Origin of the sequence: Pseudomonas sp. Ag1 (assembly GCF_000278565.1) — a bacterium.
Lineage (GTDB): Bacteria > Pseudomonadota > Gammaproteobacteria > Pseudomonadales > Pseudomonadaceae > Aquipseudomonas.
On sequence record NZ_AKVH01000108.1, the window covers coordinates 146968 to 172811 of the forward strand.

Below are 25844 nucleotides of genomic sequence, written 5' to 3' on the forward strand. Positions count from 1 at the left end.
GTGATCGCAGTGTTGTGCAGTTTATCCAGCTCGGGTGGCTAACGATACTGGTGCCATCACTACGATGCACTGGAGCCTGATGCCATGACCGCCGCCTGCCTGATGACGACTTATCAACCGTCGCCCCTGAGCTTTACCCGAGGCCTTGGCACGCGCCTGTGGGACCAGCAGGGCCGTGAATACCTGGATGCGGTGGCAGGTGTGGCGGTGACCAACGTCGGTCATTCCCACCCGCGGCTGGTAGCGGCCATCAGTGAGCAGGCCGGTTTGCTGCTGCACACCTCCAACCTCTACAGCATCGACTGGCAGCAGCGCCTGGCCCAGCGCCTCACCCGGCTTTCCGGGCTGGACCAGGCGTTCTTCAACAACTCCGGTGCCGAAGCCAACGAAACGGCGCTGAAGCTGGCCCGGCTGCATGGCTGGAAAACGGGCATCGAACAGCCGCTGGTGGTGGTGATGGAGAATGCCTTTCACGGGCGCACCCTGGGCACCCTGTCCGCCAGCGACGGGCCTTCCGTGCGGTTGGGATTTCAAAAACTGCCGGGGGACTTTATCAAGGTCGGCTTCGGTGACTTGAAGGCACTGGAGGCCGTGACCCGGGAGTTTGGCCCGCGCATTGTTGCGGTGCTGCTTGAGCCGATCCAGGGCGAAAGCGGCGTGCAAGTCGCGCCGCCGGGCTATCTGAAAGCCTTGCGCGAGCACTGCAGCCGGCAAGGCTGGTTGTTGATGCTCGATGAGATCCAGACCGGGATCGGCCGCACGGGGCGCTGGTTTGCCTTCCAGCATGAAGGCATCGTGCCTGACGTGATGACCCTGGCCAAAGGCCTCGGCAACGGTGTGCCGATTGGCGCGTGCCTGGCCCGGGCCGCTGTTGCGCAACTGTTTACCCCCGGCAGCCACGGCAGCACCTTCGGCGGCAACCCGCTGGCCTGCCGTGTCGGTTATACGGTGCTGGAGATCATCGAAGAACAAGGCCTGCTGGACAACGCGGCGCAACAGGGTGAGCGGCTACTGGCGCGCCTGCGGGTGGAATTGAACGAGCATCCCCAGGTGCTGGCGATTCGCGGGCAAGGGCTGATGATCGGCATCGAACTGGCAACGCCTCAGCGCGACCTGGCCCACCGTGCGGCGCAAGAGCATGGCCTGCTGATCAACGTCACCCGGGGCAAGATCATCCGCCTGCTGCCGCCGCTGACCATCGATGCCAAGGAAGTGGAGATGATCGTGCGCGCACTTTCCCGGCTTCTGGACTAAACACGGATGAGGCTGACGCGGAGCGTCACTGGCTGCATTCCCACGCAGAGCGTGGGAACGATCAGTCAAACGGGGTAGCCGGAGCCCACCTGCACCCCGTTCAGCCATTCCTGATTCAGGGTCTCGGTATCCCCCAGGTAATCCAGCAACCAGGCCATGGCCGGCGACAGTTTGTTCTGTGCCCAGGCCACGCACGACGGGCTGGCAGGGAAGGGCCGGGACAGTTGCAGGGCGCTCAGCTCGCCGCGCTCGATCCACGGCTGCACCAAGTGCGCCGGTGCCATGCCGACGCACAGGCCATCCCGCAGGCAATCAATCGCCGAAGCCCAGTGCGGCACCACCAAACGACGCTGGTTATCCAGGGTCCAGGTGTCGCGCTTGGGCAGGTTGCGCGAGGTGTCGGTCATGCACAGGGAGGCGAAGGGCCGCAGTTGGTCATCGCTGAGCAGGCCTTCGACCGCTGCCAGCGGATGCCGGCTGCTGACCACGCACAGCCAGTTCAGCAGGCCCATGTCACGAAACGTGAATTGACTGGCCACCGGCACCGCGCTGGTGGCGCCGATCACGATATCGGTGCGGTCATCGGCCAGGGCATCCCACACCCCGTTGTACACCTCGTAATCCAACAGCAATTCCACCTCCGGGAACTGCCGATAGAAATCCAGTACCAACTGCCGGCAGCGCTGCTGTTTAACGATGGAGTCCACCGCGACTTTCAACTGGCCACTCCAGCCATTTGCCACTTGCTGGCACAGCCGGCGGGTGCCGAGCATTTTTTTCATGACGCCGCGGGCTTCGTCGATGAACAATTTACCCGCGGGTGTCAGCTCCACATCCCGATGCCGTCGGACGAACAGCGGCACCGCCAGCCATTCTTCGAGTTGCCGCACTGTGTAGCTGATGGCTGACGGCACGCGGTGCAGTTCCTGGGCGGCGGCGCTGAAGCTGCCGTGGCGGGCCACTGCATCCACCACATCCAGGGAATATTCAGACCACATGGAGTTTGCCTTCAAAATTATTGATAAGAGTGTCCAATTATTATCGCTTCACAGGGATTTGCTCAGCTTCATAATAGACGCCAGTCAGCAAATAGTTTGATGGCAGGTTATACAAGGCTTCAATGAAAAATTCTTTTGGATTCACCTGGTACCTGGCGGGGCTGAGCATGCTCGGCTATCTGGCCATGGATATGTACTTGCCGGCGTTTGGCGCCATGGGCGAGCAACTGCAGATTTCCCCCGGCGCGGTGGGCGCGAGCCTGAGCATTTTCCTCGCCGGCTTTGCCGTCGGGCAGTTGCTGTGGGGGCCGCTGTCCGACCGATTGGGACGCAAGCCGGTGCTGCTTACGGGTCTTTCACTGTTTGTGCTCGGCTGCCTGGGGATGTTCTGGGTCGAGACCGCACCGCAACTGTTGGCCTTGCGTTTTGTCCAGGCGATTGGCGTGTGTTCCGCCGCCGTCAGCTGGCAGGCGCTGGTGATCGACCGCTACCCGGCGGACAAGGCCCATCGGGTGTTCGCCGGCATCATGCCGCTGATGTCACTGTCTCCGGCCCTGGCGCCATTGCTGGGAGCGCTGATGCTGAATCACTGGGGCTGGCAGGCGATTTTCGGTGTGTTGTTGGTGGTTTCGCTGCTCCTGCTGCTGCCTACGTTGTTTCTCAGGCCGCTGCCGAAACGCCTGACAACCGACGGCGAACCGTCCCGACTCGGCTATGGGCAATTGCTCAAGTCGCGGGTGTTCACCGGCAACGTGATGATCTTTGCCGCATGCTCGGCCAGTTTCTTCGCCTGGCTTACCGCCTCGCCGTTCATCCTTGGCGGGATGGGCTACAGCCCGAATGACATCGGCTTGAGCTACGTATTGCCAACGCTGTCGTTCCTGATCGGTGGCTACAGTTGCCGCAGTGCGTTGCAGCGGTTCCAGGGCAAGACTTTGTTGCCGTGGCTGCTGCTGGCGTACTGCATCAGCATGGTCGCGCTGTACCTCGTCGCGACCTTGACCGTGCCGACGCTCGCCACCTTGCTGATTCCGTTCTGCCTGATGGCCCTGGTCAATGGCGCCAGCTACCCGATCGTGGTGGCGAATGCACTGATGCCGTTTGCGGAAAATTCCGGCAAGGCGGCGGCATTGCAGAACACCTTGCAGTTGGGGTTGTGCTTCCTGGCGAGCCTGATCGTGTCGTCGATGATCGACCAGCCGCTGTTGATCACTGCGATCGTGATGCTGGCGACCGCGCCATTGGCCGTGTTGGGCTACTGGCTGGCGCGACCGAAGGTCGACGATGGCGATGCCGACCTGGTGCGCGCCCGCTAGAACGTCACTTCCATGTTCACCGTCGGCGTTGATGTGCGGCTGCCCCGGCCGCCGTCCACGCCGAACTTGTTATGCCAATACTCATACCCGACGCCCAGGTAGAGATTGGGCTTGACGCCTTTCCCCGGACGCACCGCCACCATCAGCGCGGTGCGCATCAGGGTTTCCGGCGCGGTGTCGCGGCCATGGAAGTCTTCGCCCTTTTCCCCGACGTGATTGATAAACCCCTGAAACTTCGCCCCGTGGTTGCCGATCTCGAAAGGCCGCATCCAGGTCAGGTTGAGCATGTAGGTATCGTCGAAGGTGTGATCGGGTTCTTTCGCGCCAGGGATGCCGGAATGGTTCCTTTCCTTGTAGTACATCAGGCTCAGGTCCAGCACGCCGACGGTGTTGAACTTCAAGGTCGGGCCAATCACCAGTGCGCGTTTTTTCGCCGAGGCCAGGTTGTTGTTGCGGTTAGCATCAAAGCCGAAGGTCAGTGCGTAATCCTTGATCACCCCGGTGCCGAGCGGTACATCGAATATCCGTGAGGCGTACAGCTGGTGCCGGTACACCGCATACACTTCGCTGCCGCCGTAGTCGGTGCCCTTGCGTGGGTCGCGGCTGTCGGACAGGAACACATCGAGGTTCAGGTAGTTGCTGCCGTACTGGTAGCCGCTGGCGTGGGTGAAGCTGTAGATGCGCTTGCTGAACTCATCCGGGTTGTTCGGATTGGTGAACTGTTGCCCGTAGCGAAATCCCAGGCTGTTGTTCATCCATTCCAGCGCGACAGCCTCCCCGCCGCCGAACAGGGTGAGTAATACGGTTGCGCCGTGCAGTGCCTTTTTCATTGTTTTAATTCCTTTGGCGTTTTGGCTCATGGCGACCGCGCAAGGGTCGCCGGGCGCAGTATCGGCACATCCGTTGTGGGTTCCAAAGAACAGAATCTCGCCTGGGCCGATGCCGAAACGGCAGCACTGAAGCTGGCCTGAGAGTCAGGAAATACGTGGCGCCGAGGGCGTTTCCTGATGTTCGCGCAAGTTGATTTCTTCACTGAGCAGATGGGCCATGGCTTGCACCGCCATCGGCAAGTCTCGGTCTTTGCGGGCGTACAAGCCCAGGTCGCTGAAGATCCCGCCCTGGTCGCTGAGCGGAATGTGCAGCAGTTCGCCGCGGGCTAAATCCACCTCCACGCCAATGCGCGTCTGGAACGCGATGCCCAGTTGCTGGCGCGCCAGTTGCCGGGCCAGCTCCATCGAGTTGCTGTGCAGCAGTGGCTTGTTCGTCGCCGCCGAACGCTTGTGCAGCGGTGCGATCAGGTGGTGAACCGAGAGCTCGCTCTTGGCCTGGATCACCCCGTGTTCACAGCAGCGCGCGTAACTCACGCTGGTTTCACCGGCCAACGGATGCCCCGGTGCCATCAACGCCCCCAGGCGGAAATGGCCGACACACACCTGGATGGTTTCGCTGCTGCGCGGTAAAGCAAAGGCCAGCCCCAGGTCAGCCTGGCCGTTGACCACCGCACCGGGAATCGATTGCGAACCTTGTACCGTGACGCCAATGGTCACTTTCGGATAACGCTCACGCATGCGCTTGAGGGCGGCGGGCAGCAGCTCCACAGTGGCGCCTTCCACCGTGGCGATTTCCACGTGGCCGGTCTGCACACCGTTCAAGCCATCCAGTTCACCGCGCACGCGCTCCACGTCCTGCAACAGGAAACTCACGTGGCGGGTCAGGATTTCCCCGGCCGCCGTCAGGCGCAGGCCGCCGGGCAGGCGCTCGAACAGCGCCGCGCCCACCTCGTCTTCCAGCTTGAGGATCTGCCGGTTCACCGCCGAAGACGCCACGTTCAGGCGGCGCGCGGCTTCGCGGATCGAGTGGCAGCGGCGAACCATGTCGAAGTAGTAAATCGCCGGGGCGTGGATGCGCAGCTTGCGGTTGAGCATTTTTTTCAAGTCCTTGTGCGCAGCGCTTCGAGCCACGGGGCCGGGCGGCTGAATGGATTTTTGTAACGGCGTTCAGGGTATTCTTGTGAAAATGATTGTATACAACTCTATGGACATCCAATCTTTCTATTGCATACAGTGAGTGCACAACAAAAACAGAGAACCCCTCACCATGACTATCCCGAAGGCGTCACCGCAGCGGCCAGAAGATGAGAATCTCGGCGTTGCGGCCAACATGGCTTACGGCCTGCAGCATGTGCTCACCATGTACGGCGGCATCGTGGCTGTACCGTTGATCGTCGGCCAGGCGGCCGGGTTGTCGCCGGCCGATATTGGCCTGCTGATCGCTGCCTCGCTGTTTGCCGGAGGCCTGGCTACGCTGTTGCAAACCCTGGGCCTGCCGTTTTTCGGCTGCCAGTTGCCGCTGGTGCAGGGGGTGTCCTTTGCCGGGGTGGCGACTATGGTGGCGATTGTTGGCAGCGACGGTGCGGGTGGCATCCCGGCGATTCTCGGGGCGGTGATGGCCGCCTCCCTGATAGGCCTGCTGATCACCCCGGTGTTCTCGCGAATCACCAAATTCTTCCCGCCGCTAGTCACCGGGATTGTGATCACTACCATCGGCCTGACGTTGATGCCCGTCGCCGCCCGCTGGGCCATGGGCGGCAACAGCCGCGCCGCAGATTTCGGCAGCATGCCGAACATCGGCCTGGCGGCGCTGACCCTGGTGCTGGTATTGCTGCTGAGCAAGATCGGCAGCGCGACCATCTCGCGGCTGTCGATCCTGCTGGCGATGGTGATCGGCACGGTTATCGCGGTGTTCCTCGGCATGGCTGACTTCTCCAGCGTGACCCAGGGCCCGATGTTCGGCTTTCCCACACCCTTCCATTTCGGCATGCCAACCTTCCATCTCGCGGCGATCATTTCCATGTGCATCGTGGTGATGGTGACGCTGGTGGAAACCTCGGCGGACATTCTGGCAGTGGGTGAAATCATCGACACCAAGGTCGACTCCAAGCGCCTCGGCAATGGCCTGCGTGCGGATATGCTGTCGAGCATGTTTGCGCCGATCTTCGGCTCGTTCACCCAGAGCGCGTTTGCACAAAACGTCGGACTGGTGGCGGTTACCGGGGTCAAGAGCCGTTATGTGGTCGCCACCGGTGGGATATTCCTGGTGATCCTCGGCCTGCTGCCGTTCATGGGGCGGGTGATTGCGGCAGTGCCGACTTCAGTGTTGGGCGGTGCCGGGATCGTGCTGTTCGGCACCGTGGCTGCCAGTGGTATCCGGACCTTGTCCAAAGTCGATTACCGCAACAACATGAACCTGATCATTGTCGCCACTTCCATCGGTTTTGGCATGATCCCGATTGCGGCCCCGAGTTTCTACGATCACTTCCCGAGCTGGTTCGCGACTATTTTCCATTCGGGGATCAGTTCGTCGGCGATCATGGCGATCCTGTTGAACCTGGCGTTCAACCACTTCACCACGGGCAACTCGGACCAGCAGTCGGTATTCGTTGCCGGGACGGAACGCAGCCTGTGCTTCCAGGACGTGGCGGCGTTGCGGGACGGGGATTACTTCAGCGGCGGCAAGCTGTTTGATGCCGAGGGCAAGGAGATTCCGTTGCTGGAGGAAGTGCCGAAGAAAGCGGCTGTGCACGGCAGGGCGCAGACCAGCGAGGTGTAACAGCCACAAAGAGTCCAATGTGGGAGCGGGCTTGCTCGCGAAGGCGGTGTGTCAGTCGCTAAATATGCTGACTGATCCACCGCCTTCGCGAGCAAGCCCGCTCCCACATTTTGATCTCAGCCAGTCTTGAGCGTTCTGTGGGGCACCGAACAAGCCTCATCCAAAAACTGCACCACCGTCCCCATGCACGCCTGCCGCTCTTCAACATGCGGCATGTGGCTGGAGTCTTCAAACAGCGCCCAGCGCACATCGGCGATCTCATCCAGGAACGGCTTGACCACCAGCGGCGTGGCCTCGTCATGGCGACCGGAAATCACCAGGGTCGGCACATTGACCCTCGACAGCCGGCCGATCACGTTCCAGTCTTTCAAGCTGCCAATCACATGGAATTCCGTCGGCCCGCTCATGGCGTGATACACCGTCGGGTCCGAATCCACCTGGGCGAATGTGCGGGCGACTTCTTCCGGCCACGGATTGACCCGGCACACGTGCTGGTCATAGAAAATCCGCGAGGCGGCCAGGTACTCAGGGTCCTGGTAGGTGCCGGCCTGTTCATGCTTGAACAAGGTCTCGTGCACGCCTTCAGGCAGTAGCTTGCGCAGGCGGTTGGCCTCGGCAACCCAGGTACGCATGCAGGTCGGCGAGTTGGCCGGAATAAATGCACGCAGGCCCTTGGGTTGCAGGATGGCGTGTTCGCTGCCGAGCATGCCGCCCCAGGATTGACCCAGGATCGCGTAGTTGTTGCTGATCTGCAGATGGTCCAGCAGGTTGTCCAGTTCTTCGAGGAACAAGCCGACGGTCCAGAATGAAGGGTCTTTGTCAGGCAGGTGGGTGGAGCGGCCGTTGCCCAGTTGGTCGTAGTGAATGACCGCGTGGCCACTGGCGGCTACGTCCTTGTAGGCATCGACATAATCATGGGTACAACCCGGGCCACCATGGAGGATGACCAGCGGCGTGAGGCCGCTGTCCAGGTTGCCGGTTACCCGATACCAGGTCTGGTAGTCGCGAAAGGCCGCATAGCCTTCGCGGATTGTTTCGATGAATTCCATTTCGTGCCCTGCCCTGAGAAAAAGTGATCAGGTACACGATAGTCGGCACAGAAAGTTTAAGTAACTAGCAAAACAGCTAGGTTTTTCCTTCGGATCAGTCTTCCAGCAGCCGGTAATGAGTGGCCCTTACCACCGCTTGCACCCGGTTCTTGGCCCCCAGTTTGTGCATGGCCGACGCCAGGTGCAGGGTAACCACTGCCAGGGAGCGGCTCAATTGCGTGGCGATTTCGGCGGCGGTCAGGCCGTCGGCGGCCCATTTCAGGCATTCGCGCTCACGCTTGGTCAGGCGGATATGCGGGTAGGAGCGCAGTTCCTTGCTGAAAAGCGGGTAGGCCGCTTCCTGCAAGGCGTGGGTAATCAGGCTGAATTCCGACAGCGTCTGGCGGGCGTCCTGCAACACGGCGCTGGCCTTGCCGGTGCGCAGGCCGGTCAGCGAGGCGAAGCCGCCACGGGGCAAATGGATCGGCACGCTGACGCCGCAGGTCATCTGGCGGTCGTGCAGGTAGCTGGAAACCGGGGCGTGGCAGGGGTCGATGATTTTTTGCAGCGCGGTATCGGCCTTGGCCTCGTAGGACCACACAAACGGTGAAACCGTCGACAGTGCGAGGTGTTGCACCGGATCGATCTGATAAAAGCCGGAACTGCACCACAGGTTGTACCAGTCGGGCGGGGTATTGCGCAGTTGCAGCACAGAAGGGGTGATCAGTGCACCATTATGGTCAATGGGCACGGGGGTGTAGTCGTAGACCAACGCATCAAAACCCAGGTCCTGGGCCAATACGAGGGTGTTGTCCATCTGTTCATCCAGGCTCCTGCCGGGGATGAGACGGTCATTAAACGCAGTTAGCCTGGCCAGCATCCGTTCTGCTCCCGATTTCATTTGAATCTCGTCTTGCTGCAAGTAGAATGCCACGCCCCGGCGAAGGACTGCCAGACCAAACCTATAAGAATTACCAGGTTATGGACACGCGGCATCCTCGGTAGTGTTGGCCTCTAAACGGCCACTCTCCACAGGGCCGACACACAACAAGGAATGTATGCATGTGGCGTGAAATTGCCCCCGACCAGCGGTACAACGTGCAGGTCGATGGCCACAACCTCGTGGCCTATAGCTTTGGCGAAGGCGATGAGGTGTTGCTGTGCCTCAATGGCGGCCCCGGGCTGCCTTGCGACTACTTGCGCGACGCCCATGGCTGGCTCAAGGACAACGGCCTGCGAGTGGTTGCATTCGACCAGCTTGGCACGGGCGCTTCAGCCAGACCGACCGATGTTTCGCTGTGGGAAATCAGCCGTTATGTCGAAGAAGTCGAAACCGTGCGCCAGGCCCTTGGCCTTGGCCGCGTGCACTTGCTGGGGCATTCCTGGGGCGGATGGTTGGGCATCGAGTACGCCATTCACTACCCCGATGCGCTGAAAAGCCTGATCCTGGAAAACACCGTCGGCGACATTCCGCACCTGTCCCTCGAGCTGGAACGCCTGCGCGGCGCCCTGGGCAGCGAAACCGTGGCGATGATGCAACGCCATGAAGCCATGGGCACCCTCGATCACCCGCAGTACCAGGCCGCCATCACCTTGCTCAACTACCGCCACGTCTGCCGCCTGGACGAATGGCCGGCGCCGGTCCAGCGTTCCCTCGGCGACTGGAACATGGGCCCCTACGAAACCATGCAGGGTCCCAACGAATTTCTCTACATCGGCAACCTCAAGGACTGGAACCGCATCCCCGAGATGGCCGAGTTCAAGATGCCGATACTGATCACCACCGGCCAGCACGACGAACTGACCCCGGCCTGCGCCATGCGCATGAAAAGCGCGGCCCGGCACGCCGAGCTGCACGTGTTCCCCAACAGCAGCCATATGCCGTTTTACGAAGAGCCCCAGGCATACTTCCCGGTGCTGCTGGACTTCCTCGCTCGTCATCGAGGCTGACGGATGAACCTGGCGCGTTACCGTTTTGTGCTGTCCCGGCCGCTGCAATTGCTGCCGGTGCTGTTTGGCATCAGCCTGATCACCTTTGTGCTGGTGCGCTCGATTCCCGGCGACCCGGCGCGGGCCCTGCTGGGTTCGCGCAGCACCCCGGACGCCTTGCTGAAGATCCGCGCCCAGTACGGCCTCGACCAGCCGCTGTGGCTGCAATATTTCTACTTCCTGAAAAACCTGCTCAAGGGCGACCTCGGCCAGTCACTGCTGTACAAGGTCGACGCGCTGAAACTGATCGTCACCCGCATCGAGCCGACCCTGTTCCTGGTGCTCGGCAGTGTGCTGCTGGCGCTGTTGATCGCCGTGCCGCTGGCCACCGTGGCCGCGCGTAATAAAGGTGGCTGGGCGGATAACCTGATCCGGCTGTTCACTACGGTGGGCCTGGGCATGCCGGCGTTCTGGCTGGGGTTGATGCTGATCCTGTTGCTCAGCGTGCAATGGGGCCTGTTCCCGGTCTCCGGGTATGGGCGCACCTGGCTGGACAAGGCGCACCACATGGTTCTGCCGTGCCTGACGATCGCCCTGGCGCTGTCGGCGGTGCTGGTGCGCAACCTGCGGGCGAGCATGTTGATGGAGTTGCAGGCTGACCACGTTACCGCCGCCCGGGCGCGCGGGTTGTCGGAGGCGGCGGTGTTTCGTCGTCATGTGCTGCCCAATTCCCTGGTGCCGGCGGTGAACCTGCTGGCGGTGAACATTGGCTGGCTGATCAGCGGCACGGTGGTGATCGAAAGCCTGTTTGCGATTCCCGGCATCGGCCAATTGCTGGTGCGCGGCATCTTCACCCGCGACTACATGGTGGTGCAGGGCGTGGCGATGGTGCTGGCCTGTGCCACCGTGCTGGTCAACTTTGTTGCCGATGTGGTGACGGTCACGCTGGACCCGCGAGTGAAGATGCAATGAGCAGCCGCCCATTGATCGCCCCATGGCGCCTGCGCCTGCGCTTTGGTTTTCGCAATGGCCGGCTGACGGCGGCCTGGGGCCTGTTGATTCTGCTGACATGGCTGGCGCTGGCCGTGTTCGCCCCCTGGATCGCACCCTTTGACCCGATTGCGCAAAACACCGACATCAGTTTGCTGGGTCCCAGCCAGGCCCATCCATTTGGCACGGACAACTACGGGCGAGACATCCTTTCGAGGGTGATCTGGGGCGCACGCATCGACCTGCAACTGGCGGTGGTCGGGGTGATCTTTCCGTTCCTGATCGGCACCTTTGTCGGTGCGGTGTCTGGCTACATCGGCGGGCGTTTCGACAGCTTCTGCATGCGGGTGATCGACGTGATCCTCGCGTTCCCTTTCCTGGTGCTGATGCTGGCGATCATGGCCATTCTCGGCCCGGGTTTGAAAAGCTTTTACATCGCCATGGCGCTGGTGGGCTGGGTGTCCTACGCGCGGCTGATCCGCTCGCAGATCCTGGTGCTCAAGGAAAGCGACTTCGCCCTGGCCGCCAAAAGCCTGGGCTTTGGCCATGGGCGCATTCTATTCCGGCATTTGTTGCCCAACGCGATGTTCGGCTCGATTGTGTTCTCGATGTCTGACGCAGTGCTGGTGCTGCTCAATGGCGCAGCGGTCAGCTACCTCGGCCTGGGCGTACAACCGCCGACCGCCGAGTGGGGCACCATGGTTGCCGAAGGCCAGGCGTTCATCACCACCGCCTGGTGGATTTGCACCTTCCCGGGCCTGGCCATCGTGACCCTGGCCATGGGCTTCAGCCTGCTGGCCGATGGTGTGGCGCAAGTGCTGGGGGATCGCTCATGAGCCTGTTGCAGGTGCAGGACCTGAGCGTCATCGCCAATAGCACCGGGCGCGACGTAACGTTGGTGGACCGGGTGTCGTTCGACCTGGCCGAAGGTGAGATCCTCGGCCTGGTGGGCGAAAGCGGTTCGGGCAAGACCATGGCCTGTCGCGGGCTGATGCGCTTGCTGCCGTCCCCGAGCCTGCGGGTGCAGGGCGGTTCGGTGCGCCTGGCGGGCCAGGACCTTCTGCAGCTGGATGACGCCGGCATGCGCGCGGTACGCGGTGGGCAACTTGGGATGATTTTCCAGAACCCCAGTAGCCACCTCGACCCGTTGATGCGCATCGGCGAGCAGATCGCCGAAGGCATCCGACTGCACCAGGGCGCGTCGAAAAAGGAGGCGCGCTTGCAGGCTATCGAAGTGCTGCGCCAGGTCGGCATTCCCGATCCCCAGGCGCGGATCGACAATTACCCCCACGAGTTTTCCGGCGGCATGCGCCAGCGGGCAATGATCGCGGTGGCCCTTGGCTGCAATCCCAAGGTGCTGATTGCCGACGAACCGACCACCGCCCTCGACGTGACCGTGCAAGCCCAGATTCTGCGGCTGTTGCTGGACCTGCGGGACCAGCGTGGCCTGTCGATCATCATGATCACTCACGACCTGGGCGTGGTGGCGCAAACCTGCGACTCCATCGCCGTGATGTACGCCGGGCGCCTGTGCGAACACGGCAGCAAATACGAGCTGCTGGCACACCCGCAACACCCTTACACCGCCGGCCTGATCGAGTGCCAGCCCGCCACCAGCAGCGGCCACGCCCTGTTGCGCACCATCGCCGGCCAACCGCCATTGCTCGACGCATTGCCCAAGGGCTGCCGGTTCAACCCGCGCTGCCCGCAAGTCGGCAGCTTGTGCACCGAGCTGCTGCCGGAAGGCGCGCGGGTGGCCTGTCACTATCCCCTGGGAGTTCGCCCATGACGCTGTTGCAGGTGAATGACCTTGAGGTGCGTTTCGCCGCCGCCGGCAGCGGCCTGTTCGGCCTGAATAAACAGTGGGTGAGGGCGGTCAACGGGGTGTCGTTGACCCTGGCCGCCGGTGAAACACTGGGTTTGGTGGGCGAGTCCGGCAGCGGCAAAAGCACATTGGGGAGGACGATCCTGCACCTCAACCCCATCAGCGCCGGGCAGGTGGTGTTTGACGGCATCGACATGGCCCACGCCGGGCCGGTCGATATCGCCCGTTTGCGGCACGAGACGGCGATGATCTTCCAGGATCCCTACGCGGCCCTGAACCCGCGGCTGACCATCGGCGAAACCATTGCCGAAGTCCTGCGGGTGCAGCGCAAGGTGGCGCCAGAAAACATCCCACGCCGGGTCGACGAATTACTCGACCTCGTAGGCCTGCGCCCCGAACTCGCCAGCCGCAAGCCCGGCTCTCTCAGCGGCGGCCAGTGCCAGCGCGTCGGCATCGCCCGGGCACTGGCAGTGGAGCCACGGCTGATCATCGCCGACGAATGCGTGGCTGCCCTGGATGTGTCGATCCAGGGCCAGATCATCAACCTGCTGCTGGAACTGCAACAGCGCATGAACCTGGCGATCCTGTTTATCGCCCACGACCTGGCCATCGTCCGCCGCCTGTGTGATCGGGTGGCGGTGATGTACCTGGGGAAAATCGTCGAGGAAGGCCCGGTGGAGGCAGTGTTCACCACGCCCCGTCACCCCTACACGGCGGCGTTGATCCAGGCGATCCCGGAGATTGATCCGTACCGCCCGCTGCCCAGCGAACCGTTGCCGGGCGAGCCGCCGAGTCCGCTGAAGCTGCCTAATGGTTGCGCCTTTCACCCGCGTTGCCGACATGCACGAGCCGTGTGTGCCGAGGTATTGCCGCCGACTCACGTTGTGCAAACGCATCGGTACAGTTGCGTGCTTGAAGAACCTTTGCTTTGAACCCTTCCTGCCGATCATGAACAACCGCCGTTATAGACAAGGAGTTATGACATGCAATCCCGTCACTTGAAGTTGCTCGCCGCCGCCACACTCACCGCGTGGTCGCTGACCGCCGGTATCGCCCACGCGGCCGGCGTGCTCACCATCGGTTGCCGCGAAGACAGCACCACGTTTGACCCGATCAAAAGCGCGCAGAACCGCGACACCTGGGTGTTCGCCAACGTCTACGACACCCTGGTGCGCGTGGACAACCTGGGCACCAAGATGGAACCGGGGCTGGCCGAAAGCTGGGACATTTCCAAGGACGGCCTGACGTACACCTTCAAACTGCGGGCCGCGAAGTTCTCGGATGGCTCGCCGATCACTGCTGACGATGCCGCCTTCAGCCTGTTGCGCATTCGCGACAACAAGGCCTCGCTGTGGAGCGACCCGTTCAGCCTGATCAACACCGCCAAGGCAGCTGATCCGCAGACGCTGGTCGTGACCTTGAAAACCCCGGCGGTCGCCTTCCTTTCGCAACTGGCTTCGCCGACGGTGTCGATCCTGTCGGAAAAAGCCATGACCAAGATGGGCGAAGACGCCTACTCGGAAAACCCGGTGACCTCCGGCGCGTTTACCGTGGACGAGTGGCGCAAGGGCGATCGGGTGATCCTGAAGAAGAACCCGAACTTCTGGCAGGCCAGCAACGTCAGCCTGGATGGTGTGGAATGGGTCTCCGTCACCGACGACAACACGCGCATGCGCATGGTGCAGAACAATGAGCTGGACACGGCGATCTTCGTCCCGTTTTCCCGGGTTGAAGAGCTGAAAAAAGACAAGAACGTGGTGGTGCACTCCGACCCGTCTACCCGTGAAGATCACTTGTTGATCAACCACGCCCACGGCCTGCTGGCCAAGCCGGAAGTGCGCCAGGCGCTGGACATGGCCATCGATAAACAATCGCTGGTGAAAACCGCCACCTTCGGCCAGGGCACCGTGGCCTATTCCTATATCCCAAAAGGCTCGCTGTACCACTACGCCAACAACCTGCAACGCCCGTATGACCCGACCGAAGCCAAGAAGCTGCTGGCGGCTGCCGGCGCCCAGGATTTGAAGCTCAACTATGTGGTCAACGCCGGCAACGAAGCCGACGAGCAGATTGCGGTGATGATCAAGGATCAACTGGCCAAGGTCGGTGTGACGGCCAACCTGCAAAAGGTCGACCCGACCCAAAGCTGGCAGATGCTGGTGGACGGCGATTACGATATTTCGGTGATGTACTGGACCAACGACATCCTCGACCCGGACCAGAAGACCACCTTCGTGCTGGGCCACGACACCAACCAGAACTACATGACCCGCTACAAGAACGACAAAGTGAAGGACCTGGTGGCGGCCGCGCGGATCGAGGCGGATCCGGTCAAGCGTGAGCAGATGTACGTCGACCTGCAGAAAATGGCGAAACAGGATGTGAACTGGATCGACTTGTACTACAGCCCGTACATCAACATCTCACGCAAGAACGTGAGCAACTTCCTGCAAAACCCGTTGGGGCGCTTCACGCTTGAGGAAGTGGTGAAGAACTAAGTTCTAGAGATCACCGCAATACAAATGTGGGAGCGGGCTTGCTCGCGAAGGCGGTGGATCAGTCGATATCTCTGTTGACTGACACTCCGCCTTCGCGAGCAAGCCCGCTCCCACATTAGGTTGTACTGTGTTCCAGATAGTTATTGCGCGTCAAACGCCTGCCCATTGATGCCGGTACTGTCCGGCCCCATCAGGTACAGGTACACCGGCATGATTTCCTCCGGTGTCGGGTTATCGGTCGGGTTCTCCCCTGGATACGCCTGGGCCCGCATGCTGGTGCGGGTGGCGCCTGGGTTGATGCTGTTGGCGCGCACCGGTGCGACGTTATCCAGCTCGTCCGCCAGGGTTTGCATCAGCCCTTCGGTGGCAAACTTCGACACCCCGTAAGCCCCCCAATAAGCCCGGCCCTTGCGGCCCACGCTGCTTGAGGTGAACACCACCGACGCATCCTGGGACAGCTTGAGCAGCGGCAACAGCGTGCTGGTCAGCATGAACATCGCGTTGACGTTCACATGCATCACCCGCATGAAGTTCTCGCCGGACAACTGCTCGATCGGTGTGCGCGGGCCGATGATCGAGGCGTTGTGCAGCAAACCGTCGAGGTGGCCGAACTCCTTTTCGATCATCGCTGCCAGCTCATCGTATTGATGGGGCAGGGCGGTCTCCAGGTTGAACGGGATCACCACCGGCTGCGGCTGGCCGGCGGCTTCGATTTCGTCGTAGACCTGGGCCAGGTTGGCTTCGGTCTTGCCCAGCAGCAGCACGGTGGCGCCGTGGGCAGCATAGGTTTTGGCCGCCGCTGCGCCAATCCCGCGACCGGCGCCGGTGACCAGGATGACCCGGCCCTTGAGCAGTTCTGGACGTGCGGAGTAATCAAACATAAACAACCTCGACAAAGTTCACAGAAAATCCATGTGATTGATTGCGGCTAAGGCTGGCCAAGGCTTCTGTGGCGAGGGAGCTTGCTCCCGTTGGGTTGCGAAGCAGCCCCAGCTTTCGCGACTGCTGCGCAGTCGAACGGGAGCAAGCTCCCTCTCCACAAAATTGCAGCAACCTCAGGCAGTCCCGATCAGCAGCTGCACAGCGCGCTGTCCAGCACTTTGCGCAATTCCAGCGGGTGATCCACCACCACATCGGCACCCCAGTTGCGCGGGTTGTCGTCCGGGTGGATATAGCCGTAGGTGACCGCCGCAGTACGAGTGCCGGCGTCGCGGCCCGACTCGATGTCCCGCAGGTCATCCCCCACGAACAGCACGCTGGCCGGGTCCAGGTCGAGCATCTTGCACGCCAGGATCAACGGTTCCGGGTCCGGCTTGCTGTTCTTCACGTGGTCCGGGCAGATCAGCAGCGCGGAGCGCTCGGCCAGGCCCAGCTGCTGCATGATCGGTTCGGCAAAGCGCAGTGGCTTGTTGGTGACCACGCCCCAGATCAGCCTGGATTTCTCGATATCCACCAGCAGCTCCTCCATGCCCTCGAACAGCTTGCTGTGGATCGCGCAGCCCTTGAGGTAACGCTCGAGGAATTCCTGGCGCAGCTCTTCAAAGCCCGGGGACTCGGGGTCCATGGAAAAGGTCACGGCGACCATCGCCCGGGCGCCGCCGGAGATTTCATCGCGGATGTGCTGGTCGTTGATCGGTGCCAGGCCGCGGTCAGCGCGCATGGCCTGGCAGATGGCGATAAAGTCTGGCGCGGTGTCCAGCAGGGTACCGTCCATGTCGAAAAGAACCGCTCGCAACTTCACAGGCTTACTCCTCGCGCAGGGTCTGGATCATGTAGTTGACGTCAACGTCGCTGGCCAGCTTGTAGTGCTTGGTCAGCGGGTTGTAGGTCAAGCCGATGATGTCCTTGACGGTCAGCCCGGCCTGACGGCTCCAGGCGCCCAGCTCGGAAGGGCGGATGAATTTCTTGAAGTCATGGGTGCCGCGGGGCAGCAGCTTCATGATGTATTCGGCACCGATGATCGCGAACAGGTACGCCTTCGGATTGCGGTTGATGGTGGAGAAGAACACCTGGCCACCGGGCTTGACCATGCGGAAGCAGGCGCGGATCACCGAGGACGGGTCCGGCACGTGTTCGAGCATTTCCAGGCAAGTGACCACGTCGAACTGCCCGGGCATCTCTTCGGCCAGCTCTTCGGCGGTGATCTGCCGGTATTCGACGTTCACGCCGGACTCCAGTTGGTGCAACTGGGCCACGGCCAATGGCGCTTCGCCCATGTCGATACCCATCACGGTGGCGCCGCGCTGAGCCATGGATTCACTGAGGATCCCGCCGCCGCAACCCACATCCAGTACCTTCTTGCCGGCCAGGTTGACGCGCTCGTCAATCCAGTTGACCCGCAGCGGGTTGATGTCGTGCAGGGGTTTGAACTCGCTTTCGCGGTCCCACCAGCGATGGGCGAGGGCTTCGAATTTGGCGATTTCAGCGTGGTCGACGTTGCTCATGGGGAATCCTCTAAATCTGATAAAACGTTTTGCCGGCCCTGGCATGCGTTGCCAGGGCGGGTGTTATTCGCTGTGTCCGCTGATGCGCTGGCCCCAGGCGATGGCCGTGGCGCACAACTGTTGTTCATCCAGGCGGGTCAGTTGCCGGTCGTCGAGCAATTGCTTGCCGCCGACCCAAAGGTGTTTCACACAATCGCGTCCGGTGGCATATATAAGCTGTGAGACCGGATCGTAGATCGGTTGTTGCGCCAGGCCCGACAGGTCGAAGGCCACGATGTCAGCGGCCTTGCCGACTTCCAGCGAGCCGATTTGACTTTCCAGGCCCATGGCCCGGGCGCCGTTGAGGGTGGCCATGCGCAGGGCGCGGTGGGCATCCAGGGCGGTGGCCGAGCCGGCAACGGCCTTGGCCAGCAGCGCGGCGGTGCGGGTTTCGCCCAGCAGGTCGAGGTCATTGTTACTGGCCGCGCCGTCGGTGCCTACTGCCACATTGACGCCGGCTTGCCACAGGCGTTCCACCGGGCAGAAGCCGCTGGCCAGTTTCAGGTTGGATTCCGGGCAATGGATCACGCTGGTGTTGCTTTCTACCAGCAAAGTCAGGTCGTCATCGCTGATTTGGGTCATGTGAACGGCCTGGAAGCGCGGCCCCAGCAAACCCAGGCGGCCAAGCCGTGCCAGCGGGCGTTCACCACGCTGTTCAACGGACTGCTGCACTTCGAAGGCGGTTTCATGCACGTGCATGTGGATCGAGGCGTCCAGTTCCTCGGCGATCACCCGGATTTTTTCCAGGTTTTCATCGCAGACGGTGTACGGCGCGTGCGGGCCGAAGGTGATTTTGATCCGTGGGTGATGCTTGAGGTCGCCGAACAGCTCAACGCCCTGGCGAATCGCCTCGTCGGCGTCAGCAGCGCCGGGAATCGGGAAATCCAGGATCGGGATGGCGATTTGCGCACGCATGCCGCTGTTGTGCACCCGTTCGCTGGCGACTTTCGGGAAGAAGTACATGTCCGAGAAACACGTGATGCCGCCCTTGATCTGCTCGGCGATGGCCAGGTCAGTGCCGTCACGGACGAAGGCTTCGTCGACCCACTTGGCCTCGGCGGGCCAGATGTGGTTTTCCAGCCAGGTCATCAGCGGCAGGTCGTCGGCCAGGCCGCGAAACAGCGTCATGGCGGCGTGGCCGTGGGCGTTGATCAGGCCGGGGCTGAGCAGCATGCCCGGCAGTTCACGCACTTCGCTCGCTGCGAGCTTCAAGGCCGCGGCGCGTGGGCCGATAAACGCAATGCACCCGTCACGAATGCCCAGGGCGTGCTCCTTGAGCACTACGCCGGCAGGCTCGACAGGTACCAGCCAGGTGGGCAGCAGCAATAAGTCGAGCGGGGCGGCAGTCGGTGTCATCGAGGGCAGTTTCCCAGGCATCTATAAAGAACGGCGAAGTATACCCGAGCGTCCTGGCTGGCGGATCGCTATAATCGGCGGCTTTTGTTCATGAGTGCGGGGTGAGGGATGCGCGATCGACTGTTGGCTGCGGAGAAAGTGAAGGCCATCGACTGGCGTGATGGCGCACTGTACCTGCTCGATCAGCGTATTTTGCCGTCTGCAGAAACCTGGGTCGCCTGCACCAGTGCTGCCGAGGTGGCCGAGGCCATTCGCACAATGGTGGTGCGCGGTGCGCCGGCCATTGGCATCAGTGCGGCGTATGGCCTGGTGCTGGCCGCTCGTGCCCACATCGCCGAGGGCGATGACTGGCAGGCCGCCTGGGAAGAGGACTACGCGCTGCTGGCGGATACCCGCCCGACCGCGTCGAATCTTTTCTGGGCCATGAAGCGCATGCGCGATTGCCTCGACCGCCTCAAGAAACACGCCGATCCGTTGAAGGTGCTGGAGGCCGAGGCGGTGGCGATTCACCAAAGTGATCGTGAAGCCAACCTGACCATGGCGCAGCTGGGTGTAGAGCTGATCCGCAAGCACCAGGGCAATGTCCAGGCGATCCTGACCCATGGCAATGCGGGTGCGTTGGCTACCGGCGGCGTCGGTACCGCGCTCGGGGTGATTCGCGGGGCGTTCCTGGAAGGCATGGTGGAGCGCGTCTACGCCAACGAAACCCGGCCCTGGCTGCAAGGTTCGCGGCTGACGGCCTGGGAATTGGCCAATGAAGGCATTCCGGTCACCGTGAATGCCGATTCGGCTGGCGCGCATATTCTCAAGACCAAGGGCGTGACCTGGGTGATCGTCGGTGCCGACTGCATTGCGGCCAACGGTGACGTGGTCAGCAAGATCGGCACCTATCAGCTGGCGGTGTGCGCCATGCATCACGGCGTGCGTTTCATGGTGGTGGCGCCCAGCTCAACCATCGACCTGATGGCGGCCAGCGGTGATGACGTGCCGCTTGAAGAGCGCGACGCCCGTGAACTGCTGGAAGTCGGCGGCACCCGCGTAGCCGCTGATGTAGACGCCTTCAACCCGGTGTTTGACGTGACGCCGGCGGACCTGATTGATGTGATCGTCACTGAAAAAGGCATCGTCGAACGCCCCGACACGGCGAAGTTGGCGCAACTGATGTGTCGTAAACGCCTGCATTGAGGCAATTTGCCCGCAAAAATCCCCTTGGATCCAGCTCTAAGGCCCTCTCGTCGCCGTCAAGCCTGTCATCCGTCAACTTACTATGCTCCATGCGCATCAGGGGGATAGGTGCGTGGCGGCGATTGTGATAACATCCGGCGGTTTCCAGGGTCACCCCAAGGGGTAACCTTTAATGCGCAGATCCGTGTCATAACTCGTTGATTTGTCGTAAGTCGTTGCCAGGCATCATGCCGGCAGCGGCGAGCTTCGTTCGTCCCATAGGATGTGACGAGGTTTCACCCGAAAAAGGAATCAGGCTTCTCATGGGCGAACTGGCCAAAGAAATCCTCCCGGTCAATATCGAAGACGAGCTGAAACAGTCCTACCTCGACTACGCGATGAGCGTAATTGTCGGTCGGGCACTGCCTGATGCGCGCGATGGCTTGAAGCCCGTGCACAGGCGTGTGCTGTTCGCGATGAGCGAGCTGGGTAACGACTGGAACAAGCCGTACAAGAAATCTGCCCGTGTTGTCGGTGACGTGATCGGTAAGTATCACCCTCACGGCGACACTGCGGTGTACGACACCATCGTTCGGATGGCCCAGCCGTTTTCCCTGCGCTACCTGCTGGTAGACGGCCAGGGCAACTTCGGTTCGGTCGACGGCGACAACGCTGCGGCCATGCGATACACCGAAGTGCGCATGACCAAGCTGGCGCACGAGCTGCTGGCTGACCTGCACAAGGAAACCGTGGACTGGGTGCCGAACTACGACGGCACCGAAATGATCCCGGCGGTCATGCCGACCCGTATTCCCAACCTGTTGGTCAACGGCTCCAGCGGTATCGCCGTGGGCATGGCCACCAACATCCCGCCACACAACCTCGGTGAAGTCATCGACGGTTGCCTGGCCCTCATCGACAACCCCGAGCTGACCGTCGATGAGCTAATGCAGTACATCCCGGGTCCGGACTTCCCGACCGCCGCGATCATCAACGGTCGCGCCGGCATCATCGAAGCCTACCGTACCGGTCGCGGCCGCATTTACATGCGTGCCCGCTCGATCATCGAAGACATCGACAAGGTCGGTGGCCGTCAGCAGATCGTCATCACCGAACTCCCTTACCAGTTGAACAAGGCGCGTCTGATCGAGAAGATCGCCGAGCTGGTTAAAGAGAAGAAGCTGGAAGGCATCACCGAGCTGCGCGACGAGTCTGACAAGGACGGTATGCGCGTGGTGATCGAGCTGCGTCGTGGCGAAGTGCCTGAGGTGATCCTCAACAACCTCTACGCCCAGACCCAGCTGCAAAGCGTATTCGGTATCAACGTGGTAGCGCTGATCGACGGCCGCCCGCGCATCCTGAACCTCAAGGATCTGCTGGAAGCCTTCGTGCGTCACCGCCGCGAAGTGGTAACCCGCCGTACCGTATTCGAACTGCGCAAGGCCCGTGAACGCGGCCACATCCTGGAAGGCCAGGCTGTTGCGCTGTCGAACATCGACCCGGTCATCGCCCTGATCAAGGCTTCGCCGACGCCGTCGGAAGCCAAGGAAGCGCTGATCAAGATGCCGTGGGAATCCAGCGCCGTAGTAGCGATGGTGGAACGTGCCGGTGCCGATTCGTGCCGTCCGGAGACCCTGGACCCACAATACGGCCTGCGCGACGGCAAGTATTTCCTGTCCCCGGAACAGGCCCAGGCCATTCTGGAACTGCGTCTGCACCGTCTGACCGGCCTGGAACACGAGAAACTGCTGGCCGAGTACCAGGAGATCCTCAACCAGATCGGCGAGCTGATCCGCATCCTCAACAGCGCGGTGCGCCTGATGGAAGTGATCCGCGAAGAACTGGAAGTGATCCGCGCCGAATACGGCGATGTGCGCCGCACCGAGATTCTCGACGCCCGTCTCGACCTGACCCTGGGTGACATGATCCCGGAAGAAGATCGCGTCGTGACCATTTCCCACGGTGGCTATGCCAAGACCCAGCCGTTGGCTGCGTACCAGGCCCAGCGTCGTGGCGGTAAAGGCAAATCGGCTACCGGCGTCAAGGATGAGGACTACATCGCTCACCTGCTGGTTGCCAACAGCCACACCACGCTGCTGCTGTTCTCCAGCAAGGGCAAGGTGTACTGGCTGAAAACCTACGAAATCCCGGAAGCGTCCCGCGCTGCCCGTGGTCGTCCGCTGGTCAACCTGCTGCCGCTGGACAGTGATGAATACATCACCACCATGCTGCCGGTAGACGAGTACACCGAAGGTCATTTCATCTTCATGGCCACTGCGAAAGGCACCGTGAAGAAGACCCCGCTGGAATCCTTCAGCCGTCAACGCAGCGTGGGCCTGATCGCCCTCGAACTGGACGAAGGCGACGTATTGATCAGCGCGGCCATCACCGACGGCGAGCGTGAAGTCATGCTGTTCTCCGACGGCGGCAAGGTCACGCGCTTCAAGGAGTCCGACGTTCGTGCCATGGGCCGTACCGCCCGCGGTGTGCGCGGCATGCGCCTGCCGGAAGGGCAGAAGCTGATTTCGATGCTGATCCCGGAAGAAGGCAGCGAGATCCTCACGGCATCGGCCCGCGGCTACGGCAAGCGTACGGCCATCAGCGAGTTCCCCGAGTACAAGCGTGGCGGCCAGGGCGTTATCGCCATGGTCAGCAACGATCGCAACGGCCGCCTGGTCGGCGCGGTCCAGGTGCTGGATGGTGAGGAAATCATGCTGATTTCCGACCAGGGCACCCTGGTACGTACCCGGGTTGATGAAGTGTCGAGCCTGGGGCGTAACACCCAGGGCGTGACCTTGATCAAGCTGGCCAGCGACGAAACGTTGGTAGGCCTGGAGCGTGTCCAGGAGCCGTCGGAAGTCGAAGGCGAGGAGCTGGAAGGTGAAGAGGGGATTGCACTCGAGGGGCAAGTGATCGGCGATGCCGATGACGGCGTCGACGAGCCAACACTCGACGCTGCCGCAGACGAAGAAGAACCGCAGGAATAAGCGGACACACAGGGGGCGGATGAAGATTCGCCCCCTTGTTGTTTGTCCCGTTTGAAATACGACGCCGCGCCGCTCTTGTAGGAGCCGGCTTGCCGGCGATGGCATCAACTCGATTCAAGTGAAGCGCCGAGTCGTTTGCATCGCTGGCAAGCCAGCTCCTACAGGGTTCCGCGTTGCGGGATGTTGATTGCAGTCCCACCAGATCAGAGAGATTGGATGTGAGCAAGAGAGCCTATAACTTCTGTGCCGGTCCCGCGGCGCTTCCTGAAGCAGTCCTGCAGCGCGCGCAGGGTGAACTCCTCGACTGGCATGGAAAAGGCCTCTCCGTGATGGAAATGAGCCATCGCAGCGATGAGTTCGTGTCCATTGCCACCAAGGCCGAGCAGGATATGCGCGACTTGCTGGACATCCCGTCCGATTACAAAGTGCTGTTCCTGCAGGGTGGTGCGAGCCAGCAGTTCGCCCAGATCCCGCTGAACCTGCTGCCGGAAGATGGCACTGCGGACTATATCGACACCGGTATCTGGGGGCAGAAGGCCATTGAAGAGGCCTCCCGTTACGGTCACGTCAATGTGGCAGGCACGGCCAAGCCCTACGACTACTTCGCGATCCCCGGTCAGAACGAGTGGAAGCTGTCGAAAGACGCGGCCTATGTTCACTACGTGGCAAACGAAACCATCGGCGGCCTGGAGTTCGACTGGGTGCCGGAAGTGGGTGATGTCCCGCTGGTCTGCGACATGTCCTCGGACATCCTCTCGCGCCCGATCGATGTGTCCAAGTACGGCATGATCTACGCCGGTGCGCAGAAGAACATCGGCCCGAGCGGCATCCTGGTCAACATCGTCCGTGAAGACCTGTTGGGTCGTGCGCGTTCGCTGTGCCCGACCATGCTCAACTACAAGGTCGCGGCCGATAACGGCTCGATGTACAACACCCCGCCGGCCTTCGCCTGGTACCTGTCGGGCCTGGTGTTCGAATGGCTGAAAGAGCAGGGCGGCGTGGCTGCCATGGGCAAGCTCAACGAAGAGAAGAAACGTACCCTGTACGACTTCATCGACGCCAGCGGCCTGTACAGCAACCCGATCAACCTGACCGACCGTTCGTGGATGAACGTGCCGTTCCGCCTGGCGGATGATCGCCTGGACAAGCCTTTCCTCGCCGGCGCCGACGAGCGCGGCCTGTTGAACCTCAAGGGCCACCGTTCGGTAGGTGGCATGCGCGCCTCCATCTATAACGCTGTCGATATCCACGCCGTCAAGGCGCTGGTGGCTTACATGGCAGAGTTCGAAAAGGAACACGGCTAATGTCTGAGCAAGAACTCAAGGCCCTGCGCGTACGCATTGACAGCCTGGACGAGAAAGTCCTGGAGCTGATCAGTGAGCGCGCGCGGTGCGCCCAGGAAGTTGCACGGGTGAAGATGGCTTCCCTGGCTGAAGGCGAAGTGCCGGTATTCTACCGTCCGGAGCGTGAAGCCCAGGTGCTCAAGCGCGTGATGGAACGCAACAAGGGCCCGTTGGGCAACGAAGAGATGGCGCGGTTGTTCCGTGAAATCATGTCGTCGTGCCTGGCACTGGAGCAGCCGCTGAAAGTGGCTTACCTGGGCCCGGAAGGCACCTTCACTCAAGCCGCGGCCATGAAGCACTTCGGTCACGCGGTGATCAGCAAGCCGATGGCTGCGATCGACGAAGTGTTCCGTGAAGTGGCCGCCGGGGCGGTGAATTTTGGCGTGGTGCCGGTGGAAAACTCCACCGAAGGTGCCGTCAACCACACCCTCGACAGTTTTCTTGAGCACGACATGGTGATCTGCGGCGAAGTCGAGCTGCGTATTCACCACCACTTGCTGGTGGGCGAAAACACCAAGACCGACAGCATCAGCCGCATCTACTCCCACGCCCAGTCCCTGGCCCAGTGCCGCAAGTGGCTGGACGCGCACTACCCGAATGTGGAGCGCGTGGCGGTGTCCAGCAACGCCGAAGCGGCGAAGCGGGTCAAGGGTGAGTGGAACTCGGCGGCGATTGCCGGCGACATGGCTGCCGGCCTGTATGGGCTGACGCGCCTGGCCGAGAAAATCGAGGATCGCCCGGATAACTCGACGCGCTTCCTGATGATCGGCAGCCAGGAAGTGCCGCCGACCGGCGACGACAAGACATCGATCATCGTCTCCATGAGCAACAAGCCCGGCGCGCTGCATGAGCTGCTGGTGCCGTTCCACGATAACGGGATTGACCTGACGCGAATCGAGACTCGTCCTTCGCGCAGCGGTAAATGGACTTATGTGTTCTTTATCGACTTCGTCGGCCATCACCGCGACCCTCTGGTCAAGGGTGTGCTCGAGAAAATCAGTCAGGAAGCCGTGGCACTCAAGGTGCTGGGCTCCTACCCGAAAGCGGTTTTGTGAGGCTTTAAC

Annotated in this window: 22 protein-coding genes; 13 read left to right on the plus strand and 9 right to left on the minus strand. The window is 61.7% G+C overall.

Annotation, left to right across the window (positions count from 1 at the left end; all coding sequences use genetic code 11):
* Positions 1-84: 84 nt before the first annotated feature.
* Positions 85-1254 carry an aspartate aminotransferase family protein gene (locus A462_RS07865; RefSeq protein WP_008437663.1) on the plus strand — a complete coding sequence of 390 codons (1170 nt, stop codon included), beginning with the start codon at positions 85-87 and terminating at the stop codon, positions 1252-1254.
* 65 nt (positions 1255-1319) lie between these two features.
* On the opposite strand, the gene punR is transcribed toward A462_RS07865, so the two are convergent.
* Entirely contained in the window at positions 1320-2252 is a 933-nt protein-coding gene (gene punR, locus A462_RS07860; protein ID WP_003218855.1) for a DNA-binding transcriptional activator PunR, read from the minus strand.
* A 122-nt stretch (positions 2253-2374) separates the two neighbouring features.
* Between punR and punC the strand changes: the two genes are divergently transcribed.
* Positions 2375-3568 (plus strand): purine nucleoside transporter PunC, encoded by a 1194-nt coding sequence (gene punC / locus A462_RS07855; RefSeq protein WP_008437667.1) that lies wholly within the window; start codon positions 2375-2377, stop codon positions 3566-3568.
* On the opposite strand, the gene A462_RS07850 is transcribed toward punC, so the two are convergent.
* Together A462_RS07850 and A462_RS07845 are read right to left on the minus strand one after the other, a co-directional pair.
* Complete coding sequence (locus tag A462_RS07850; protein ID WP_008437669.1) at positions 3565-4398, minus strand: hypothetical protein; 834 nt, start codon at positions 4396-4398, stop codon at positions 3565-3567. The two genes, punC and A462_RS07850, sit on opposite strands and share 4 nt — an antisense overlap.
* Before the next feature lie 144 nt (positions 4399-4542).
* Positions 4543-5493: a LysR family transcriptional regulator gene (locus A462_RS07845; protein ID WP_008437671.1), complete on the minus strand. Its 951-nt coding sequence runs from the start codon at positions 5491-5493 to the stop codon at positions 4543-4545.
* A 172-nt stretch (positions 5494-5665) separates the two neighbouring features.
* On the opposite strand from A462_RS07845, the gene A462_RS07840 reads away from it, so the two are divergent.
* Complete coding sequence (locus tag A462_RS07840; protein WP_003218845.1) at positions 5666-7177, plus strand: nucleobase:cation symporter-2 family protein; 1512 nt, start codon at positions 5666-5668, stop codon at positions 7175-7177.
* Positions 7178-7293: 116 nt separating this feature from the next.
* Here the strand turns inward: A462_RS07840 and A462_RS07835 are convergent, their stop codons facing one another.
* Together A462_RS07835 and A462_RS07830 are read right to left on the minus strand one after the other, a co-directional pair.
* Entirely contained in the window at positions 7294-8226 is a 933-nt protein-coding gene (locus A462_RS07835; protein ID WP_008437672.1) for a proline iminopeptidase-family hydrolase, read from the minus strand.
* Between the two features lie 94 nt (positions 8227-8320).
* Positions 8321-9085, minus strand: a complete 765-nt coding sequence (locus tag A462_RS07830; RefSeq protein ID WP_008437673.1) for a LuxR family transcriptional regulator — start codon at positions 9083-9085, stop codon at positions 8321-8323.
* Between the two features lie 182 nt (positions 9086-9267).
* On the opposite strand from A462_RS07830, the gene A462_RS07825 reads away from it, so the two are divergent.
* From A462_RS07825 to A462_RS07800, 6 genes are read left to right on the plus strand one after another with little or no spacing between them, the layout of a single operon-like run.
* Positions 9268-10155 carry a proline iminopeptidase-family hydrolase gene (locus A462_RS07825; RefSeq protein WP_008437674.1) on the plus strand — a complete coding sequence of 296 codons (888 nt, stop codon included), beginning with the start codon at positions 9268-9270 and terminating at the stop codon, positions 10153-10155.
* 3 nt (positions 10156-10158) lie between these two features.
* Positions 10159-11106 (plus strand): ABC transporter permease, encoded by a 948-nt coding sequence (locus tag A462_RS07820; protein WP_003218838.1) that lies wholly within the window; start codon positions 10159-10161, stop codon positions 11104-11106.
* Positions 11103-11960 carry an ABC transporter permease gene (locus tag A462_RS07815; RefSeq protein ID WP_003218837.1) on the plus strand — a complete coding sequence of 286 codons (858 nt, stop codon included), beginning with the start codon at positions 11103-11105 and terminating at the stop codon, positions 11958-11960. Before A462_RS07820 ends, A462_RS07815 begins: the two co-directional genes overlap by 4 nt.
* Positions 11957-12913, plus strand: coding sequence for an ABC transporter ATP-binding protein (locus A462_RS07810; RefSeq protein ID WP_008437676.1), 957 nt, complete (start codon positions 11957-11959; stop codon positions 12911-12913). Before A462_RS07815 ends, A462_RS07810 begins: the two co-directional genes overlap by 4 nt.
* The gene (locus A462_RS07805; protein WP_008437681.1) at positions 12910-13881 is read left to right on the plus strand and encodes an ABC transporter ATP-binding protein; all 972 of its coding nucleotides are present in this window, start codon (positions 12910-12912) and stop codon (positions 13879-13881) included. The genes A462_RS07810 and A462_RS07805 overlap by 4 nt, the downstream gene beginning before the upstream one ends.
* 51 nt (positions 13882-13932) lie before the next feature.
* Complete coding sequence (locus tag A462_RS07800) at positions 13933-15447, plus strand: ABC transporter substrate-binding protein (RefSeq protein WP_008437683.1); 1515 nt, start codon at positions 13933-13935, stop codon at positions 15445-15447.
* 140 nt (positions 15448-15587) lie between these two features.
* On the opposite strand, the gene A462_RS07795 is transcribed toward A462_RS07800, so the two are convergent.
* From A462_RS07795 to A462_RS07780, 4 genes are all read right to left on the minus strand, one after another.
* A complete protein-coding gene (locus tag A462_RS07795) occupies positions 15588-16328 on the minus strand; it encodes a YciK family oxidoreductase (protein WP_003218829.1) in 741 nt (246 codons plus the stop codon).
* Positions 16329-16516: 188 nt separating this feature from the next.
* Complete coding sequence (mupP, locus tag A462_RS07790; RefSeq protein ID WP_003218827.1) at positions 16517-17188, minus strand: N-acetylmuramic acid 6-phosphate phosphatase MupP; 672 nt, start codon at positions 17186-17188, stop codon at positions 16517-16519.
* 4 nt (positions 17189-17192) lie between these two features.
* A complete protein-coding gene (ubiG, locus tag A462_RS07785) occupies positions 17193-17891 on the minus strand; it encodes a bifunctional 2-polyprenyl-6-hydroxyphenol methylase/3-demethylubiquinol 3-O-methyltransferase UbiG (protein ID WP_003218825.1) in 699 nt (232 codons plus the stop codon).
* A gap of 63 nt (positions 17892-17954) precedes the next feature.
* Complete coding sequence (locus A462_RS07780) at positions 17955-19286, minus strand: TRZ/ATZ family hydrolase (RefSeq protein ID WP_003218823.1); 1332 nt, start codon at positions 19284-19286, stop codon at positions 17955-17957.
* A 108-nt stretch (positions 19287-19394) separates the two neighbouring features.
* Here A462_RS07780 and mtnA point away from each other — a divergent pair, with 108 nt between their 5' ends.
* The 4 genes from mtnA to pheA all read left to right on the plus strand — a co-directional run bounded on the left by mtnA (position 19395) and on the right by pheA (position 25835).
* Positions 19395-20471 (plus strand): S-methyl-5-thioribose-1-phosphate isomerase, encoded by a 1077-nt coding sequence (mtnA, locus tag A462_RS07775; protein WP_003218821.1) that lies wholly within the window; start codon positions 19395-19397, stop codon positions 20469-20471.
* Between the two features lie 302 nt (positions 20472-20773).
* Positions 20774-23437 (plus strand): DNA gyrase subunit A, encoded by a 2664-nt coding sequence (gene gyrA, locus A462_RS07770; protein WP_003218817.1) that lies wholly within the window; start codon positions 20774-20776, stop codon positions 23435-23437.
* 218 nt (positions 23438-23655) lie between these two features.
* Positions 23656-24741, plus strand: coding sequence for a 3-phosphoserine/phosphohydroxythreonine transaminase (gene serC, locus A462_RS07765; protein WP_003218814.1), 1086 nt, complete (start codon positions 23656-23658; stop codon positions 24739-24741).
* Positions 24741-25835 carry a prephenate dehydratase gene (gene pheA, locus A462_RS07760; RefSeq protein WP_003218812.1) on the plus strand — a complete coding sequence of 365 codons (1095 nt, stop codon included), beginning with the start codon at positions 24741-24743 and terminating at the stop codon, positions 25833-25835. Before serC ends, pheA begins: the two co-directional genes overlap by 1 nt.
* The last annotated feature ends 9 nt before the right edge of the window (positions 25836-25844 follow it).